Genomic DNA, 17,909 nt, shown 5'->3' with positions numbered 1-17,909 from the left:
TTCATGCTGATACGCCAGGTTGCACTGAGGGCTTATAGGGGGCTTGGTAATAATCGCCTAAGATGTGCCTGGTCACACTAGGGTCAAAGGAAACCAAGTCCCTGTTGAGGTTGATTTTTTTAAGATCATCTTGCTCCTGTCCCCCGGTTATGAGATAGTCTTTAGCCAATTCAGTACCTAATACTTTAGTAAAAGCAGTCCTCAGCCTTGACAAGACAGGGTCGCGATAGCTTTTTTCCTCAGCGAATTTATCTACCATAGTTCTTACCACTTCTTGATTTTCCCGATCATTCATGTTCCTGTACAGGTATTCAAGCTCATTCCGCAGTTCCGTTCTCTTAAAGTGGGAGTACCTCAGTCCTTCTGGGTGGTTAAGGAAGGTTAAGAAGACCATTGCCTTTTTAGGGTCCAATTCGATCTCTTTATTTATCTCGAATAGTTTGATGACAATCCCTTTTTTACGCCCCTTGTTTCCCGTGATATGCATTTTCCTAGGGGAAAGGTTAAAAGAATACCTTTGCTTGAATAACATCTCCTTGCGGACCTCTTCGAAAAGGGAAAGGGCCTGTAGGATATGCTCCTCTTTGATTTTTGCATGCAGCATTTCCTTTAAACATGTGGGGCAAATATCAGCTGTGCGGAGCTTCAATATTATATCCTCTTTATTTTTACAGTAATCATTTGTGCACCCCTTCGCTTGGTGGTGAGCGGTAGCATCCTTTACAGCCATATGCTTATAAAGCATCTTCTGCAAAACCTGGGACATGATTAAATAGGAAACTGGGAAGGCCGCGCGGCATGTGAGGTATTCCTCCCAGCCATCAGTGTGGATGAATAGATTATTGGCCGTGTCATCAAAAGCAGTGAAGTAAAAACGATGATTGGGATGAGGGGTTAGGAACACTAAAAAGTCTGACGGTTCAACTTGATAAGTTTGGCGAAAATCGTTACAATAAGAGAAAAAGTCCGCCCAAGGCGCCCAAGCGACAGGTTCATTAGCTTCAAACGCCTTTTGGTTTTCTAAAATCGAATAACTATTTGCGTCCCTATTGGTGATAGCTCCTGCTTTTTTGGGAGCGGCTTTGACTACGTCGTTCCCATTTATGAATGTAATAAGCCCTGATGTCGTTTGAAGTATTTCCAGTACTTTGTTAAACTCTTGAGTATCAAATTCAACGGAAGCGATCAAGTATATTTTCATCAAAAATAATTTGGGGAGGGCTAATAATTTTATTTAAATATATAAAAAACAAAATCTTTAAATAGGAACGGGGTGAGTTTCTGGTTATTGTTGGAATGTAAATTTAAGAGTGATGCTTGCTTGAATCTCACTTTTGCAAGCTTGTAAAAGTGAGATAGGTGTATTCCTTTCCATTACTTTTATGATAATATTAAAATCCGCGCCATATCGAAATTATAAGAAATCCATATAATGCATACTCTAAGAGCCCTAAAGCTGGAACCCGATTTAAATTCATTAGTCACCTTCCTCGAAGAGCGATTGGAAAATAGTCGTAATCTAGTGTATTACGCCTCTGGCAGAGCCGTCAAGGAGGCGTATTTCCTTCTTCCATTCGATAATATCGTTTTAGTGGATTACGCCTTTAGCGATGTTTTTTCGGTCAAAGGAAAAGTAATTACTATTGGGCTTACCGCGCTGGAGGCGACCGCCGTGTTTAAGGAGGCAGGAGTTAGATTTGATGCTTTTGTGTGCATCAATGAAGGTCTGTGGGAAGGAGGAGGATCTTATCCTATCCAGGGGAATTGGAGTATGAGCACCATACTACCTGTGTTGAAGGAGGAATACCTGCACATCGCCTGTCCAGAATACTATGGTAAGAGGAAATGGAAGAAAATTTTCAACCTTCCCCAAAAGGCTATTTTGCTAAGCGAAAAGGAGGAAGGGTATATTGATCCTACAATCTTTTCTGACTACTACAGGTATGGGAAAGAGTTTTGCGTATGGCGTGTCTCAAAACAGGTAGGTACCGCAGCGTCCTTCATGGCAGGTACTAGAAAAATTATTGTTCAACGCAAGAATATTTGGGATGACTATAGTTTACTTGATAGGATCTTAGTCCGCTGTCCTCCAAAGGAGGTTCAAAACTTACTTAAAAACACTTATAAAGCTGTGCCCCTTTCAAGGGATCATACTGCAAAACATATTCTTGAGTTTTGCAATGCGAATAAGGTTGTTAAACTCGGGCTATCCCCATGGCGAAATGGTCAATATAATACCTTTATAAAATTCCTCAAGGAAAATGAGGAGATGTACCCATATCCTAAGGAGCTGTTCTTTTACCACTTGCATAAAAATGATTTTCAGCAGCTTTACATGCAAGCAGGGGTAAATCCTCATGATGGTATAAGGGTATCAAAAGAAACTAATGATAAGATGGTAGAACCTGTTTCAAACTTTTCTTCTACCAAGAGAACCAAAATCCTTTTTCTGCATGGTTATGGCAGCCCCCTCACTATCCCTAAAAGACAAATATTAGAGCAGTATGGGGAAGTAGTCGCTCCTTCCATTGAGTATCAGGATAAAAATTATTTCCCTGATTTATTAGAGTTAGCAGAGAAAGCTGATATCATCATCGGATCAAGTTTTGGGGGACATACCGGACATTTGTTGTCCTCCTTATTCAACAAGCCTGCCTTATTATTTAACCCGGCCTTTGTGAAAAGCATTCCACAGCCCGACCTTAGAGAGGTTATTATTCCCAACCTTAAAAGTGGTTATACCCAAATAGTATTGGGGAAAACCGATACTGTAATCCCTTTTCAAGAAAATCTTACTTATATAACGAAAGAGCTGGAATTCAAGAGCCTAACGCTAACAGTAATTGATGATATGGAACACCGGGTGCCAGAAAATATATTGGCAGAGCAAATGGAAAAATTTATAAAAGCATCGGGATCCAAATAGAAGTTTAAGATGGTAGAAGCGGGATATGAGTATTTGAAGCAGTTAAATAAAAATTTTGCTTTAGGAATCGGTATTGGGTATTAGAAATTCTTTAATACATAACTAAATCTGCTTTATTGTATATAAAAGCAGATTTAGTTATGAGCATACCTCTACGACAAGTGAATTTTTTCTGTTTTATAGGGCCTTGATGTTCTGTCTTCAATGAAAATGATGTCATCGTCTGAGATCCCAGTAATTACGGATGAATATGATTTGGTGAATTCATAATAATAGCCTTCTGTATCAAAACATTTAATATCTAAATCACTACTAAGAACGACAAAGCTTCTATTGTAGCAAGCTAATTTATAGTTAGTATTAATATAATAACTACGGATGAATTCATTATAAGTATTGAAGAGCGTTATTCTATTCATATTGTCATCGTAGCCAGATGGCTCTAGTGTTGTTGAACCAATCAATTCCATTAGTCTTTTATTTGTAGATAGTTTACAGTAAGTAATGTTTTTTTGCATCACAAAGGTTATAAAAAAAGGTATAGTATACCCCTTTTTTATAAATTATAAACGTTCCCACCTTCATTGGAACTTTGTATAGAATGTTAACTCAAGACATCATCTGGGTTTCTTTTTATATAGATTGCTCAAAAACAAATACATATCTCCTGTGATATAAGAAAAGGTGTTAGTTTGCTTCATCGTAAGTATGGCAAGGGTTGATTGTTGCTAATAAGCATATTTGGAAACAGCCTGCCTGGCAATTGGGTTATAGGAATAGTTTATTGGCAAACAAGTTCATTCTTGATTTGCCTTGGTATCAGCTATTCTAATCCTAAATCTTCCGCCAACTTCATTAAAGGACCTTGATGCCTCAAACTTGTCCAATCGTGGTATAATAGATACGGATGGTTTGTCAATGGTTTGCTATAATACCTATACTTGCCCTGCTCGTCTTTTCTTAGCTTATTAATGTTAGCTGAGTCATCAATAAGCCTCAGGATCTCTAACCCTTTCCCGCTGGGTATTTTTCCAGAGTTGGTATATTCCAGTGCCTTTTGGAATAGTGCAGGATCTTGGTCTAGTTTGTTAAAAAGGGCTTTGGCGAATTCTCCTATTTTGAGGGTCTTACAGTAAGATCTTTCAGCTAAAATGGAATATCGCAGGTGTGAAAGAGAGGTTTTATCTTCTTTAGGTGGTACGAAGTCTATATCATCATTGTCTACTTCTATATCTTGCTGGTTATCTATGTTCACCAAGGGAAGGCTTTCAAATTTCAGGTATGAAAATACGTCAAGCAGTTTTGCAGATCGAGAAAACAATTCTGAGGTGTCTGCGACAGAAGCGGTTTTGCGAAGCACGGGCTCTATAATCTGTGAGTTGAAATCAGTGTTAAAAATAAGACTGAATTTAAAATTCAAATCTTCGAAACAATCCATGACTTCTTTCAAGATTACATCAATGCTATCTATAGTGCTGTCCCTTACCTTTGGAGAGGCAAATATGATTTCTGCATCGTCCGTATTAAAGTAACTGTATATGGTCAAGGCAGCTCTAGCAAGTTTTTTTGCCACCACCAGATGAGAGTCCTTATAGCCTAGTCCCCCTTCATGAAAGGCTATATCCACCGCAGAGATGGTATATTTGGACTCAGAAGAATTGTCTGCCTTTGAAATAGAGATACCCAATGCATCAATTTCTGCTTGTCGTAGGAATTGGCTGAGGTTGACCGATTTTCCTATGAGGCCTTTCCCAGTAGAATCCTCAATGAGCTTGAGCTTTTGGAAGATCTCATCTGCTTTCATTTGGTTTCCTACTTCCCAAGTAGAAGATGATTTCCAATTTAGTTGGACAACCTGACTATTTTTTTCGTGTCTCAGCCAAGAGTATATTATTGATTCCCCGATGTCTATTTTCATACTTGATTATTTTTTATTGTAAAGGTTGAAGGTGAAATGAAAAATTAGCCTGTTTAACTGAGCTAATGCATTTGTATGCTCAGTATATCTTCAAAGGGAGGTGCAAAATGCTTAAAGTTTTGAAGGCAGGAGGTGTTAGTGACGATGTATTAAGTGCTAAATTTCTGCATTCTCAGCCCTTAGAAATGCATGCGCTCCTGGAGTATTGATAAAGGACCCGTAGAGGGAGGCAAATGAGAAGGAATGGGCTAGGCTGAGATCTGCATCCATGAGATTTGCCTCATCCAAAAGGGCATGAGAGAAATCTGTGTCAGCTAAATTGCACCCGGAAAGGTCTGCTCTGCTCTGGTTAAATTCGCATGATTGAATAAGAACCCATACAAATTAGAGCCTCTTAACTCAACTTGACGCAAATTCGTTTTTGAAAGGTCAGAATCAGCTATAATAGTGTTTACCAGGCATGCTCCTTCCAAATTAGCCCCAACCAGTTCAACTCCTATGAACGAGGCCCCCCTAAGGTTAGAGTCGCTAAAATTCGCCCCTGTCAAATTTACTTTACTGAAAGAAGAATCTGCTAAGATTAAACCTGTTAGGTTTAATCCATTTGAGTCCAAATAGGACTCATTGAGAACCATTGGCTTATTGTAAAAACGCACCTCCTCTATTTGCTTGCACACCAAGACTCTTGACATATATAAGTTGATTAGGTTATTTAGATTGCCTTCGTGGACTTATTATAAGATATTGTTTAGTTAAAGAAGACCCCCTTAAAGATAAGTAGGAAAGGAATTTATAGAGATAACTTTAAGTTTGTAGGCGTCTTTTGAAAGGGGGAAGCAATTTCCTTTAGTAAACGTAGTGGCCCAATAATGTCTCGCCATTTACTATAGCTTCCAAAGGAAGGTCAAAAGTCTTGTTTTTATTTACCGATACTTTTGGCGTGAAATCAACCTGGTGGCCTAATAGTATTCTATTGGCTAGCATTAGGTCAGCGGTGTGTAGCTCTAAGACTGAGTTATAATCGTCGGGTCTATATCCTCCAAAGAGTGACATAATCACTGGGAGGTTTTTGCCTATTTCCCGCTCCACTTCCAGGACCCACCTATAAAAAGTCTGAGCTGCCAGTAGCCAGTATTCAGTATTGACACTGCCCCCTAAATCATCGAAAACATGCGAGTCGGCTCCATGACACCAAACCACATAATGGATCTCATTTTTATGGATAGCATCCTTCAATTTTGCCAGATTATAACGAAGGCATGAAAGGTAGTCTTCGTTCGTGCCTTTAACATTGACATTGGCATACTTTGGGATAGCTTTATCCAAGCCATCCACAAATTGGCGGCTATCCTCTATGGAATTTCCGTAGTGCTGGTCTAGATCTAAATAAGCCCCTGACAGGCCAAGCTCCTTATAAATTTTTAAGGAGGCAATCACCTGTCCGCTGAAGGTGCAGAAGCCTGCCCCCCGCTCCGGCTTTGCATGATGGAATCCGCTAGTTGGACTAAATGTGAGGGCACTTGGATCTTTAACTGCGTGCAGGATCGCGTTATATAAGCTGGCATTAGTGTACCTGACAGAATTTGCCAGTCTCTCGCTCCATGTCAATCCGTTTGTCATAGCCAAAGGCTCTTTCCCCCCAAAGAAGCTGTCTACGTATTCTTTCGTATGGGCAAGGTAAAACACCTTGATACTAAAAGGCTCAAAGGCATGGATATCTAAATATCGGTGTAATCCTTCCTCCTCCAGCTTATTGAGGAGTAGAAGGGGTTTTGCTGCGCTTTTGGTGTATAACCCTTCTTCATTGGTAACATCTACCTGCTCTTCCATGTAAAAAGTAATAATTTTGCCGTGTTTCATTTGATCAACTTTGTAGTTTTTTGCTATTATTTCTTTCTTAGAGGAGAATTGGATTATGTAGTGCGTGGGGACAGGTGTGGTTCTCTCCTCGTGTCTTACATACATTATCCAGTATGCGCCGGAATAGAGTGCGGACTGGGTAGTTGTGATGCTGGTGGTTTTGCCGTTAGGCCACTGGTAGGTAACCTCTGAGCCAATTAAGGGATGGTCCTCATCAAACACTTGGGCTAGAATCGGGATCAGTACATCATAAGCGGGATGAGACTCGATGTATAAACAATCATCTCGGCGATCAAAGCTTATTGAATTTAACATATCACCAGCCACAAGTGGAATAAACCCCCTTGGCTCTGGCCGGGTCCCCTTGACCATCTCCATCATAACTTGCATGGCCAGATCGGTGTTAGTCTTGTAAGAGATGTCTCCCCTGCTGATAAGCCTATTTGAAGAGACAAAAACTTTATTCCCGTTTCCTAAAGCATTAAATAGGGCGGTCGGGAGCGGTTCTTGGCGGGGCGTCATAGGAAGAAAAGATTATTTTTTGTCGCCCAAAGATAGTCTGTAATTGTCCCTCCTTTGCTTAAATTGCAAGCTTGTAAACTTGTTGCTCTGCGTGTACTGTGCTAGAATCTATGACCTTATCTTGCTTAGATTAATCTAGCTGTCAATTTAGAAGTGTAAAATCTGATTTGACTTCAAAGGAGAAACCAAACTGTTAGTGTAAATCATTTTCTGGGGTATAGCCTATTGTGGCAACATATCTGAAAGATGATGGACGTATTTTGTAATGATAGATTCAAGGGCTATAAATGTACAAAAAGATATATGGTATATTAAAGTGGCTACATGGGGAGTCATAGTTGTAGGGCGCAACCTTAACACTTAATAGAATAGAGAATATTAGATTACTTCAAAAGGATTCATTTTACCTACCTCCTTTTATGTAAGAATTTTATTTTTTTCTTTACTCTGACTTTGCCCATTCTGTAGAATATAATTTTTAATTTATTTTGTGAAACAGTTAATCCTGCATATCCCCGATGCATCCAATCATATTCCTTTAAAAGAAGGCTTTATTGTCAATGAGTCGTTTCTGCAAGCGGAAATGCTTAAGTTAACTGATTGGTTCACAGAAGAATTATTCCAATCTGAGGGTGGTATTTCTTTTGTTGCTAATTTTTCAAGGGTTTTCTGCGATCCAGAAAGATTCTCTGAAGATGAACTGGAAGTAATGGCAGAAGTAGGGATGGGGGTCTTATATGAAAGAAGTGACGAGGGTAATATCATTAGGGAAGTAAATGAACAACTAAGAGAAAAGATATTAACCCATTTCTATTGGAAGCATCATGCTCAGTTAAATAAAGCCGTTGGAATCTAACTTGAGAAATACGGACAGGCTTTGATACATGACTGCCACTCCTTTCCTAGCATACCGCTGTTGAGGGATCTAAATCAAAATCCCGAAAGGCCTGATTTTAATATAGGTACCGATAACTTCCATACTCCACAGAGGCTTATTGACTCCTCTGTGGAGTTCTTCCAAGGCAAAGGGTATTCCCTTGGGGTAAATTGGCCTTATTGTGGTACAATCGTGCCGATGGGCTATTATCAGAAGGATAAAAGGGTGCAATCCATTATGCTTGAAATAAATAGAAGACTCTATCTAAACGAGCCCACTAATGAAAAGGCCAGTAGATATGGTAGAATTAAGGATATAGTGGTAGAGTACATTCAAATGCTCAAGAAAGGTTTGTGAAATTGTCTTAATGGCTGCTATCATATATTTTAAATAAAAGCTTTCACATCAAGGAGTGCCAGGAAGGTTGTGTGCGACGATGCTCCGAAGCAGAGATCTTTGAAGGCGACTGCCGTAATAAGTCTAATCAAAAGAAAATCAAACAATTGTGTTTCATGAGGTTTGGGTTTGGTTCCGTTCACTTCATTATTTTAATCATTTTATTTTCTAATTAGACACCAGCAATTGTTTTTCTCTACTAAAATATCTAAACTGCATATAAATTCTTGATATATTCTAGGAGCTCTATCCCCCATTGGCTTCTTATACTTTAATAAATTTTACACAACCCCTTTATTGCCAATTAATTGAAATTTAGAAGCCAATTGCTTATAGTTCCGCTATTTTTTTTACCATACTTATCATCTTGTAATCTTCACACAAAGAATGGCTCTATTGAAGATTTGGAGAGTTTAGTCCAGGAGGTAGAAACCAATCAAAAGTCGTACTCTGAAGAAGAATGGAGTGAGGTTGAAGAGCGATATCTTACATTATGTGCAGAAAGGATAGCCCTCTATGAAAATAAATTAAATTCGGGCGAAAGAGAAAAAATCAATAGGCTAATAGGTAAATATAATGCCATAAAGGTTAAGCATGATCTAAGAAACATCAAAGAAGATTTTCATGACTTAGCTGGCCAAACTAGGTCTTTTATAAATGAGCTTTCAAAAGAGGAATAAAGCCGGAATGCTTAATGGTAATCATTGAAAAAGACATTTTTGGATCCTGGGATATTCAAGAAATTAACATAGTTTTACTGTGCTATATAATTTCTATAACTATATAATTATCATGATTAAACGATTACTTGCTCCTTTTTTCTTGCTCTTTTGTTTTTTGTATGTTTTATCCTGTAGTAGCGATAAGGAGGTCTCATCTAAAAAAAATCAAAGCTATCCAGATTTTCATTATTACTTCTCCGATGTAGTTGGATCTTCTTCCTCTGGAAGTAAGGCAGGGTCTCGATTGCCAGTAGACATTTATTTGGATGCTACTTACTCAATGCAGGGTTTTGCTCAACCGCAGGCAACAACTTTCTCCAGGTTGTTGGGGGGCATTGAAGCCGTTGTGCAGAATGCTGCTAAAAGTTCTGAGATTAAATTTTATAAATATGGGCGATCAGTGGCTCCGCTGGAAAGAGATGCCTTTGTGGCTGCCCGTAATAGCCCTTCCTTGTGGGATGACAAAGGCTTTAGATCAGAGACCAACTTTGCGCAGGCTGTTGACAGTGTAGACCCTAGTCGTGTTTCTATTTTTATCACAGATCTTTTCTATAGCAATGCAGATGCGAATAAAGTTGTGGCTGCTATACAAGATAAGTGCTTCAAGAATGGCGTGGAAGTGGGACTCTTAGGCTTGAAGAGTGAATTTAACGGGTATGTTGCCGATGTTCAGCCACCTGTAAAAGTAAATGGAGAGCGTCCGCTTTACCTTCTTGTCTTTGGGTCTAAAGCTAATATAGGTTTAATCTTTTCCGCATTCAGGAATCAACCTTACGTCAAGGCTGATCAAGCTTTATTGCTTACCCGGTATCCAATTAAAAGCTTCACTGCTGAAGCTAAGAAGGCAAAAGAAAGCAAATCCATCAATGTTTCCTCTATTAGGAAACAGTTTGCTGATATTGGAAACATTTATGCTTTTAATTGGAACCCAGATAAAGGCTCAAAAGCAACCATTGAATATACTGTCAATTTCAAGCTTGAGCCATATGCATTGCCTGTAAATCCGCAGAATGTGAAGGCTCGGATTTACAGGAAAGACAATGCAGCAAAGGATTCTTTAGTGGATGAGCAAAGCCTGAACTTAGAAGTATTAAAAGCTGATCCGGCTAAGTTCACTGGAAAGGCTACTGTCAACCTAGATTTAAAGGAAGGTGATTTTTCTGCCTATCAGATTGTATGGGAATACGACAATTTAGGAAAGATTCAGCTCCCTAATTGGGTTACAGATAATTCAACACAGGATTTTCGCCAAGGAAGCAATGAAAATAAGACACTTGAATTGGAGACCCTTGTTAGGTCCCTTGTTGTCAATTCAGCTACCCAATTCGAGCCTAAATACGGCAAGATGTATCTTGTTTTCGGTCGCAAATAAACTATTTTTTTTAATTCTTAAATCACATTCACCTCGGATCACTTTTTTATGAAAACTTCACCTATTAACTATTTGGCTACTGTTGTAATCGGTGGCGTGCTTTGGGCTGTATTTGGCATCTTTCTAGCTGAGACCTTTACAGAAGGACCTAGCTTAGCTATACAATCTCCAGAGGAGTTGGCCGATTTTCTACGTACCATCTTTGGAATAGCAGCAGTGTTTGGAATCGGATTGGCTTGCTATTGGTACTTTTATGGAACCCAACCTGCAACTGCAACCCGACTAAAAGAAGCTAAAAGCAAATACACGCAATTTTTTCTGCTGCTCTTTACAATCTCAATAATTTTAACTGCGATTCTTTGGTATTTAAACAGAGAAGAGGGTATAGAATCCAAGTGGTTCGCTATCTACTTCTTCGTCAATTTAGCACTTACGGCCCTGCTTTACTGGTTTGTTACCTTTCTTTTCTCACCAAGGGCCGTTGAGAACCTGCCTTACGGTAAATAATCCCAGCTCCTCTTTTCACAATTATGCAAGAAAATTTTTTGATTGGTATCGGTGGCACAGGATCACGGGTGCTAGAGGCCTTTGTGCATTGTTGCGCAGCAGGATATGGGCCGAAGGGAAAGGTGCACCTTATGCTCATTGACCCTGATAACGGGAACGGTAATTTAACTCGTACAAAAACTTTAATACAAAAGTACCGCTCCTTAAGAAGCTCCTTCAAGCGAGAAGAAAACAACCCTGCCTTTCAAACGGACATTATTATCCCAGAAGGCGATGCACCTTTTATCTGGTCAATTTTTGACGAGGCAGATCAAACCTTGGCAAAATTTATTGGATATGAAAACCTGAAGTCTCAGGATCAATCCCTTGCTTCCGTCGCGGACTTGCTATTCACCCAACTTGAATTGGATACAGCGCTTAATGAAGGCTTCCGAGGTCATCCCTCCATAGGCGCTGTCGTAATGGCGAATCCCCCTATGGACAAATATCCTTTTAAGATGCTGAAGGACAATATGCCTTCTGAGGCCAGCTCCGCTCGCGTGTTTTTGGTCGGTTCTATCTTTGGTGGTACTGGCGCTGCTGGGTTCCCAACATTGGGAGCAGATGCAGTTTTGAAGTATAATAAGGATTTGCAAACCGCTCTAGGAGTAGGCCGGAGCAAAGTGCTTTTAGGGGGCGCATTGGTGCTTCCATATTTTAACTTTAAAGTAGATAATACTAAGGGTGAGAAAATGTTTGTTACGCCGCAGGATTTTCCAGCCGCGACTAAAGCTGCCCTTCATTATTATAATGATAAACAGCTGGCGTTCGATCAGTATTATTTTATAGGAGATTCCCTGGGCCAGGATGTAGGTCCGTTTTCAACTGGCACTTCAACGCAGGAAAATCGCCCTCATTATGTTGAATTGGCATCGGCTTTGGCCGCATTTGATTTCTTTGCCCAAGAGACTCCAGGGGATGGTGCGGATAAAAGCTATTTTATTGCAAGCCGTGACACAAAAGATGTGAGCTGGGGTGATTTGCCGCTCACTAGGAATGGGTTGAAACTTCCTGAAATGCGTGACAAATTTAAAACTTGTATAAGTGAATTTACCCTTTTCTCTTTTACTTACCTGACGCTTGGAAGAAAATACCTTAACGAACCATATAAAGAGGTAAAGAAGTTGCCATGGTATAGTGACAGTTTTAAAAATTACCAGGAAGACAGTGCTAGACACAACCCTGCTCATGGAAAGAATAAAGACTTACATGATAAAGCAGCGGATTTTGCCTCTCTATTCTTAAAGTGGATAACTGATTTGGACGAGGGAGAAAATGTGCGTCTAATAAATAAGGACATGATACTAAACTCCTCTGATACACAATCAAGGGGAAATGCTTTAGCGTTACGGAATCCAGAGATGCACCATGAAAACTTGGGCAGGCTTCTGCGTGATAAACAGGCAGGAAAGAACTTCTATGACTATTATGCAATTTTAAACGACAATAATAGAAGTGTAATTGAAGATGCCACACAAGATGCGGCAGACAAATACCTCAATATCTTTTTTAGGGCGGCTGTTGAATTTAACAAGGATAACACTGCCCATCGCTAATCTGTTTTCTCAAAGTAATGTCCAAAAAGCACCTATATCTGCCCAAGCTTTCCGATGCTAATGTATCTGAACCTAAGCAAAATGGCCATTGGGAAGCCCAAGATAAAAGTATCATCCTATCCATTGCAAAAGGAATAGAGGTTGCCCCAGAGTCACAGTCTGGGGTATCTTCAGTTCCCGACGCTTTTGCAAGACCATTAACTTTTCAAAGCGCTCTTGATAAAAAGGACCATCCTATGCGTAGCCGGGTGGTTCAGGAATGGCGTGGCCTATTAAGTTTATTGGCTCTAAGGGAGATAAAACCTGATTTAAAACAGGAAATCAAATTCAAGCCGGTAAGCATCAATCCAGGAGATGATCGCCGTTTGGCCAAGGCTTTAAGTAACCTTGCGCCCCGGTCAATTCGTTTACAGTCGGGAGCAGATCTTTACAACTGGACAGATTTCCTTCTTGTGCAGTACGAGGGAGTTACCTTAGGGGCGTTTTCACCCGTTACTCTAGCTTTTACCTCCGCGGATTACAACTTAAAGCTGCAAGCAAAATCTTTTCCTTTCAAGGATTCGGAGGGGTATCTATCCCCGCCTGATAATCTTGAGGACTTAGAAAGTGTAGGGGAATGGGTGCAATGGTTTGCGTCAGAATTTTCTGCCATTGCGAATACTGAGCAGGTGGCGGGTAGCCAGGATCATGTCGTTGTTGAAACTATCAACAGAGAGTTGCGTGCCTGGCTTCTTGATATCAAATTAGCTTTAGGAATTTCAGAACATGCTCCAATTGATGCCGCTGATTTTCAACCTGCCGAGGAGGCAGAGCGGATACCGGAGGCAAGTTTCCTAGGTCCACGTGGTATATACCAGTTACTATTAAGACCATTAAAACCAGACAAAAATGCGAAAGTAGGGCCATCTTCCGATTATGCACTGGAGGTGAACCCCCAAAGAATGCCAAAGCATTTAGAGCATGTGATTCTTATTGACGCTGGGCTACTCGGCCAGAACCTAAAGCTTTGGCCTGGTGTCAAACCTGCTGAACTGGGGCCAGACCCAATAAGGCGATTGTTTAAAGAGCCTTCTGGAACAAAAATAAATAACACAGATATTGGCAAAGATAAAGGACTATGGATTCGCCCAGAACTTTATTTTCTTACTTCGACCTTAACCAAAGCATCAGGCAATGATAACTTCATTCCACAGGCCGAGGCCAGCGCCAATGGGTTGTCTAGTCGTTATTTGCTACCCCTCCGGAAAGAAATACTTCAATTCTTTTCTGTAGAGGATATCACAGATAAGTTAAAACCCTCATATGCCGAAGAAAATGACCAAGTTATTTTCAGCATGCGTCTCCCGCTCCGTAATGGGCAGAGTCTTCTGATCAAGAAGCGCTATCTTTCAAAGGGGGCAATCCAAGCTGAAGGGGAAGGTGTTTTAATAGAAAGAGAAGTTCCTGTCCTGGAGCTATTCCCGAATTACATGGGAGAATTTTGGGCACGATACTATTTACTCTTCTCTGATACAGAGCGTTTAGCCGCTACACCAGTGCATTTTGGTTCAGATCACTTTTATTTAAAGAATCGTCAGCAGAGGCTAGATACATCAAATGATCGTCTGAAAGCAGAGTTAACCCGAATTAGCGGAGTAGACTGCTTTCCAGAGGGTATTGAAATTGCCGAAAGAGGCAATCTGAACCCTGTCGGGTTAATTTTAGTGGGCAGGGATCGCAACTTAGAGATGAAGTCTTTTTCTAAGAAAGCAATTGTTGGTGTGGACTTTGGTACTTCAAACACCAATGTATTTACTCTCCAAGACGAACAAGCAGAGCCTTTGGCATTGCGCTTTAAAAGTGAGTATCTACGGTCGCTTCTAGCGGCCCAACCAGATAAACGCGCATCTCTGGCACAAGCTTTCTTTGTTCCTGTCAAGGATGTGAATATGCCTACTCCAACGGCATTGCGTGAATATAATCCTGGGGTTCGGAAAGATTTGTTGTTAGACTATTTCCTGTATTTCCCAGACCAGCCGAGATACCCAGAGAATGTGTTGGTAGACTTAAAGTGGGAAGATGAAAACACTGAGAACCTTAATAATTACCTAGAGGCGCTTGTTTTCCTGATTTTAGTGGATTTGGTTAGACAGAGGGTAGGACGAATTGAGTTCCGTTGCACATACCCAAAATCATTCAATACCTCGCGGGAAACAGATTACCGCAGCAAATGGGAAAGTACCCTTAATGGGTTGTTTGCCCAAGATGGTCAAGCTGAAAACTTGGTTGATGGTCAAAAGTTACTTTATGCGCCCGCTGGTGAATGGACCCTAGAACCTGGAGGGATAATTTCACTCCAAACCAAGGCTGGCAAATTAGGTATTGCATCAGCCCCAAAGTTTGTAACTGAGGGAATTGCAGCTGGAGAATTTTTCTCAAATGATAAAACCATAAGGGCTGCAGAAGATAGAGCAAATAAAACTGGCGGATCAATTTGTATTGATGTTGGTGGAGGGACTACTGATTTCAGTATTTGGTTCGGTAATGAAATAAAGTATGATGCTTCAGTTCTTTTAGCTGGTCGACAAATTGCTGAAGTCATGGCGCGTAATGGTCGTATTGGTGATCATTTGTTAAGCCCTGAGGCGAATGTTGCCTTACGCGAATCCAAAGGAAGTAAATTTGCTTCTAGGATGAATTACATCCTACGCACAGAGCATAAAGAGATATCGGACAAGCTTGCCAAATATTCTAATATCAAAGATGTGGTGCAGTTGCGGAGGGCACTGGTTGTTGAGTTTGGGGCTCTTGCTTTCTATGCGGGTCACCTTGCGCTTGCGCTGGACAAGTTTTTAGAAGGCGGTTTTGGACGGTCAGTATCTACTTCAGGTTTGATGTTGCACTGGGGTGGAAACGCAAGTAAGATGCTGGATTGGATAGACCACGGGAAATTTAAGCCAGATGGATTAGCTGCCAGTTTCTTGAATAACCTTTTTGCCTGCGTGGTAATGGGTGAGGTGGCTCCAGAAGCTGAGCGCATGAATATTCCTTATGAATATTTAGCGCAAAAGAAGCAGAAGGACGGCCAGAAAAATGAGGCAGCTGGTGGCATTGTCGTGATTGATAATATAGAAAGGGCCGGTGGAGTACAAGCCGCTAAATCTGGAGGCTTTGTCTTTGGTGCACCAAAAGTAAAAACTACCTTGGAGGGAACAGTAATGGGTGAGTCTGTGAATTTGGGTTTAGGTCATAACCCTCCTTATTTACCTTTGCTATCAGATGACCTTTTTAAAAGTTATACTACTCATTTTCAAGATTCTAACCAAAGTCAACTGGATTACTTTCTGGAGGTACTTAACGCGGTGGGTCAGGATACCGGGTTCATCCCTCCTGGGGAGCAACTTACCCTTAACAATCAGGAAAGAATGGCGATTCGCAATAACGTACGAAATGATTTTGCCCGCCTTGCAACTCAGGAGCCAAGCCAACGAGTGATTGAACCAGTATTCATTATGGAGGTTCGCTATCTGTTAAATATTATGCTTGAGAAGATGTTATGATGCCTATTATTGGTATTGATTTAGGTACTACCTTTTGTTGTGTAAGTTATATTGGTGAGGATGGGGTGCCTGTTGTGATACCTGATTTAGAGGGCAATCAAACAACTCCATCAATTATATTCTTTACAGGGAAAGTTGCCAGCTTTGGTCACAAAGCTGCTGCCCGTAGAGTAAACCTGGTTAACCCAGTATATCAGTTTTTCAAACGTGATATGGGTAAATCAGCTGAGAGCCTCGGCGGGAAGTATAAAATTGGAGGATACGATTACCAGCCTGCAGGCATGCAAGCCTTACTTTTAAAATATCTGCGGGCTGGCGCCATAAGCCACTTCATAAAGAAAGGCATAATAGAGGGTAATGGGGCAGAGAATGCTGCACTTGAAGCCGTAATTACAGTACCAGCCTATTTTAAAGAAAACCAGCGCCGCGAGACCAGAATGGCGGCGCTGGCTGCAGGCCTTAAAGTTATCGGAATTATCAATGAGCCAACGGCCGCGGCTCTAACCTTTGGAATGAGTCTTGAGCAGGATCGTAAGGTGCTGGTTTTTGATTTAGGCGGTGGAACATTTGATGTGACCATCATTCGAACAGGCCGCGGCAAGGCAGAGGTTATCGCCTCTAATGGTGCTGATGAGCTGGGAGGGAAAGACTGGGATGAACTTATTGAGCAGCACGTAAGCCATGAGCACCTTGAGCGCTATGGCAAGCCGGTACCAGACGAACTTCTTTGGCTGGTACAGGAACAAGCTGTAAAGGCGAAAATAGCTCTTTCTGATGCCTCTCAGATAAAGCTTCGGTTGGATTTACCTGCAGAGGTAATGGAGTTGGATTTGGATAGGGAGGGTGCTTCCCAGCCGGTTTTCATGCGCAGCCCAGGCGCAGCTAGGAAATTCTTATTTGAAAACCGCAGTCAGGATTTGATTACCAGGTGTAGAACAATCATGCAGCTGGTTCTCAATGAAGCAAGACTAGGCTGGAATGACATTGATGACATTGTTCTGGCTGGTGGGTCAAGCAGAATGCCCATGATTCACAAGATGCTGGCGCAGGAAGCAAACCGACAAATAACTTTAAACCGGCCTGGCTTTAACTACGACACAGCTATCAGTATTGGAGCAGCTCTTTATGCGCGCCAGCAAGATTCTGTAACTGACGTCGTGGCCCACAGTATAGGAATTGAGTTAATAAGTGACACTGGTCAGCCTTTCGTTGAGCTTCTGCTCAAGAAAAACACTCCTATTCCACAGGCTGTCTTTGAGGATACCTTTGAGGCTGATGCGAACGCCACTTTGAAGGTCTTTGAGGGAGAGTCAGACAAAATAAGAGATTATGCACGTGGCCCCTTGGGTGAGCTACAGTTGGGCAACCCGGAGGGAAATGTTAAAGTTCGTCTGGCGATTGACGCAGGTGGGATGATAGAAGCCAGTGTTAGCTATGACGGCCATACCATCCAAAAAGTGATACAGCCATACGGGACAAATATCAATTTAGATGAATTGACTTCCCGTGTTCAATCAGTGCAATTAGAACTAAACTAACATAGTGGTTCGATTCTATTATCTTATATAATATTTTTTATGGCCAAGTTAGGCTCTTCTCTTAACCCCACTCCTACCCTAAAAGGTAGACGGATAGGCAATAGTGCGGCACCAACCCAAACGGACATTTCGGATGT

At 41.1% G+C, this 17,909-nt stretch carries 12 protein-coding genes and 1 pseudogene; 8 read left to right on the top strand and 5 right to left on the bottom strand.

Features of this window, described 5'->3' with window-relative positions; translation table 11 throughout:
* Nucleotide 1: 1 nt before the first annotated feature.
* Nucleotides 2-1,201, bottom strand: coding sequence for a hypothetical protein (locus J3P35_RS21745; RefSeq protein WP_210466857.1), 1,200 nt, complete (start codon nucleotides 1,199-1,201; stop codon nucleotides 2-4).
* A 231-nt stretch (nucleotides 1,202-1,432) separates the two neighbouring features.
* Between J3P35_RS21745 and J3P35_RS21740 the strand changes: the two genes are divergently transcribed.
* Nucleotides 1,433-2,926 carry a YqiA/YcfP family alpha/beta fold hydrolase gene (locus tag J3P35_RS21740; protein WP_210466856.1) on the top strand — a complete coding sequence of 498 codons (1,494 nt, stop codon included), beginning with the start codon at nucleotides 1,433-1,435 and terminating at the stop codon, nucleotides 2,924-2,926.
* 823 nt (nucleotides 2,927-3,749) lie between these two features.
* Here J3P35_RS21740 and J3P35_RS21735 read toward each other — a convergent pair.
* From J3P35_RS21735 to J3P35_RS21720, 4 genes are all read right to left on the bottom strand, one after another.
* Nucleotides 3,750-4,844 (bottom strand): hypothetical protein, encoded by a 1,095-nt coding sequence (locus J3P35_RS21735; protein WP_210466855.1) that lies wholly within the window; start codon nucleotides 4,842-4,844, stop codon nucleotides 3,750-3,752.
* 156 nt (nucleotides 4,845-5,000) lie between these two features.
* Nucleotides 5,001-5,213 (bottom strand): pentapeptide repeat-containing protein, encoded by a 213-nt coding sequence (locus J3P35_RS22320; protein ID WP_394371306.1) that lies wholly within the window; start codon nucleotides 5,211-5,213, stop codon nucleotides 5,001-5,003.
* Complete coding sequence (locus J3P35_RS22315; RefSeq protein WP_394371305.1) at nucleotides 5,159-5,479, bottom strand: pentapeptide repeat-containing protein; 321 nt, start codon at nucleotides 5,477-5,479, stop codon at nucleotides 5,159-5,161. The genes J3P35_RS22320 and J3P35_RS22315 overlap by 55 nt, the downstream gene beginning before the upstream one ends.
* A 211-nt stretch (nucleotides 5,480-5,690) precedes the next feature.
* Nucleotides 5,691-7,226, bottom strand: a complete 1,536-nt coding sequence (locus tag J3P35_RS21720) for an arginase family protein (RefSeq protein ID WP_210466852.1) — start codon at nucleotides 7,224-7,226, stop codon at nucleotides 5,691-5,693.
* 490 nt (nucleotides 7,227-7,716) lie between these two features.
* On the opposite strand from J3P35_RS21720, the pseudogene J3P35_RS22065 reads away from it, so the two are divergent.
* From J3P35_RS22065 to J3P35_RS21680, 7 genes and pseudogenes are all read left to right on the top strand, one after another.
* Nucleotides 7,717-8,460: pseudogene (locus tag J3P35_RS22065) on the top strand (N-formylglutamate amidohydrolase).
* A 443-nt stretch (nucleotides 8,461-8,903) separates the two neighbouring features.
* Entirely contained in the window at nucleotides 8,904-9,179 is a 276-nt protein-coding gene (locus J3P35_RS21705) for a DUF6565 domain-containing protein (RefSeq protein WP_210466849.1), read from the top strand.
* Between the two features lie 112 nt (nucleotides 9,180-9,291).
* The gene (locus J3P35_RS21700; protein ID WP_210466848.1) at nucleotides 9,292-10,593 is read left to right on the top strand and encodes a hypothetical protein; all 1,302 of its coding nucleotides are present in this window, start codon (nucleotides 9,292-9,294) and stop codon (nucleotides 10,591-10,593) included.
* Nucleotides 10,594-10,641: 48 nt separating this feature from the next.
* Complete coding sequence (locus J3P35_RS21695) at nucleotides 10,642-11,100, top strand: hypothetical protein (RefSeq protein ID WP_210466847.1); 459 nt, start codon at nucleotides 10,642-10,644, stop codon at nucleotides 11,098-11,100.
* A 23-nt stretch (nucleotides 11,101-11,123) separates the two neighbouring features.
* Nucleotides 11,124-12,695, top strand: coding sequence for a hypothetical protein (locus J3P35_RS21690; protein WP_210466846.1), 1,572 nt, complete (start codon nucleotides 11,124-11,126; stop codon nucleotides 12,693-12,695).
* Nucleotides 12,696-12,712: 17 nt separating this feature from the next.
* A complete protein-coding gene (locus J3P35_RS21685) occupies nucleotides 12,713-16,234 on the top strand; it encodes a hypothetical protein (RefSeq protein ID WP_210466845.1) in 3,522 nt (1,173 codons plus the stop codon).
* A complete protein-coding gene (locus J3P35_RS21680; RefSeq protein ID WP_210466844.1) occupies nucleotides 16,231-17,772 on the top strand; it encodes an Hsp70 family protein in 1,542 nt (513 codons plus the stop codon). Before J3P35_RS21685 ends, J3P35_RS21680 begins: the two co-directional genes overlap by 4 nt.
* Nucleotides 17,773-17,909: the final 137 nt, after the last annotated feature.

It is taken from the genome of Rufibacter roseolus, assembly GCF_017916365.1.
In the GTDB taxonomy this organism is placed as follows: Bacteria; Bacteroidota; Bacteroidia; order Cytophagales; family Hymenobacteraceae; genus Nibribacter; species Nibribacter roseolus.
This window is presented reverse-complemented; position numbering and strand designations above follow the sequence as displayed.

Coding starts and splice junctions, on each gene's coding strand:
- J3P35_RS21680 (WP_210466844.1), top strand. CDS start 16,231: ATGATGCCTATTATTGGTATTGATTTAGGTACTACCTTTTGTTGTGTA.
- J3P35_RS21720 (WP_210466852.1), bottom strand. CDS start 7,226: ATGACGCCCCGCCAAGAACCGCTCCCGACCGCCCTATTTAATGCTTTA.
- J3P35_RS21690 (WP_210466846.1), top strand. CDS start 11,124: ATGCAAGAAAATTTTTTGATTGGTATCGGTGGCACAGGATCACGGGTG.
- J3P35_RS22315 (WP_394371305.1), bottom strand. CDS start 5,479: ATGGTTCTCAATGAGTCCTATTTGGACTCAAATGGATTAAACCTAACA.
- J3P35_RS21700 (WP_210466848.1), top strand. CDS start 9,292: ATGATTAAACGATTACTTGCTCCTTTTTTCTTGCTCTTTTGTTTTTTG.
- J3P35_RS21685 (WP_210466845.1), top strand. CDS start 12,713: ATGTCCAAAAAGCACCTATATCTGCCCAAGCTTTCCGATGCTAATGTA.
- J3P35_RS21745 (WP_210466857.1), bottom strand. CDS start 1,201: ATGAAAATATACTTGATCGCTTCCGTTGAATTTGATACTCAAGAGTTT.
- J3P35_RS21735 (WP_210466855.1), bottom strand. CDS start 4,844: ATGAAAATAGACATCGGGGAATCAATAATATACTCTTGGCTGAGACAC.
- J3P35_RS21695 (WP_210466847.1), top strand. CDS start 10,642: ATGAAAACTTCACCTATTAACTATTTGGCTACTGTTGTAATCGGTGGC.
- J3P35_RS21740 (WP_210466856.1), top strand. CDS start 1,433: ATGCATACTCTAAGAGCCCTAAAGCTGGAACCCGATTTAAATTCATTA.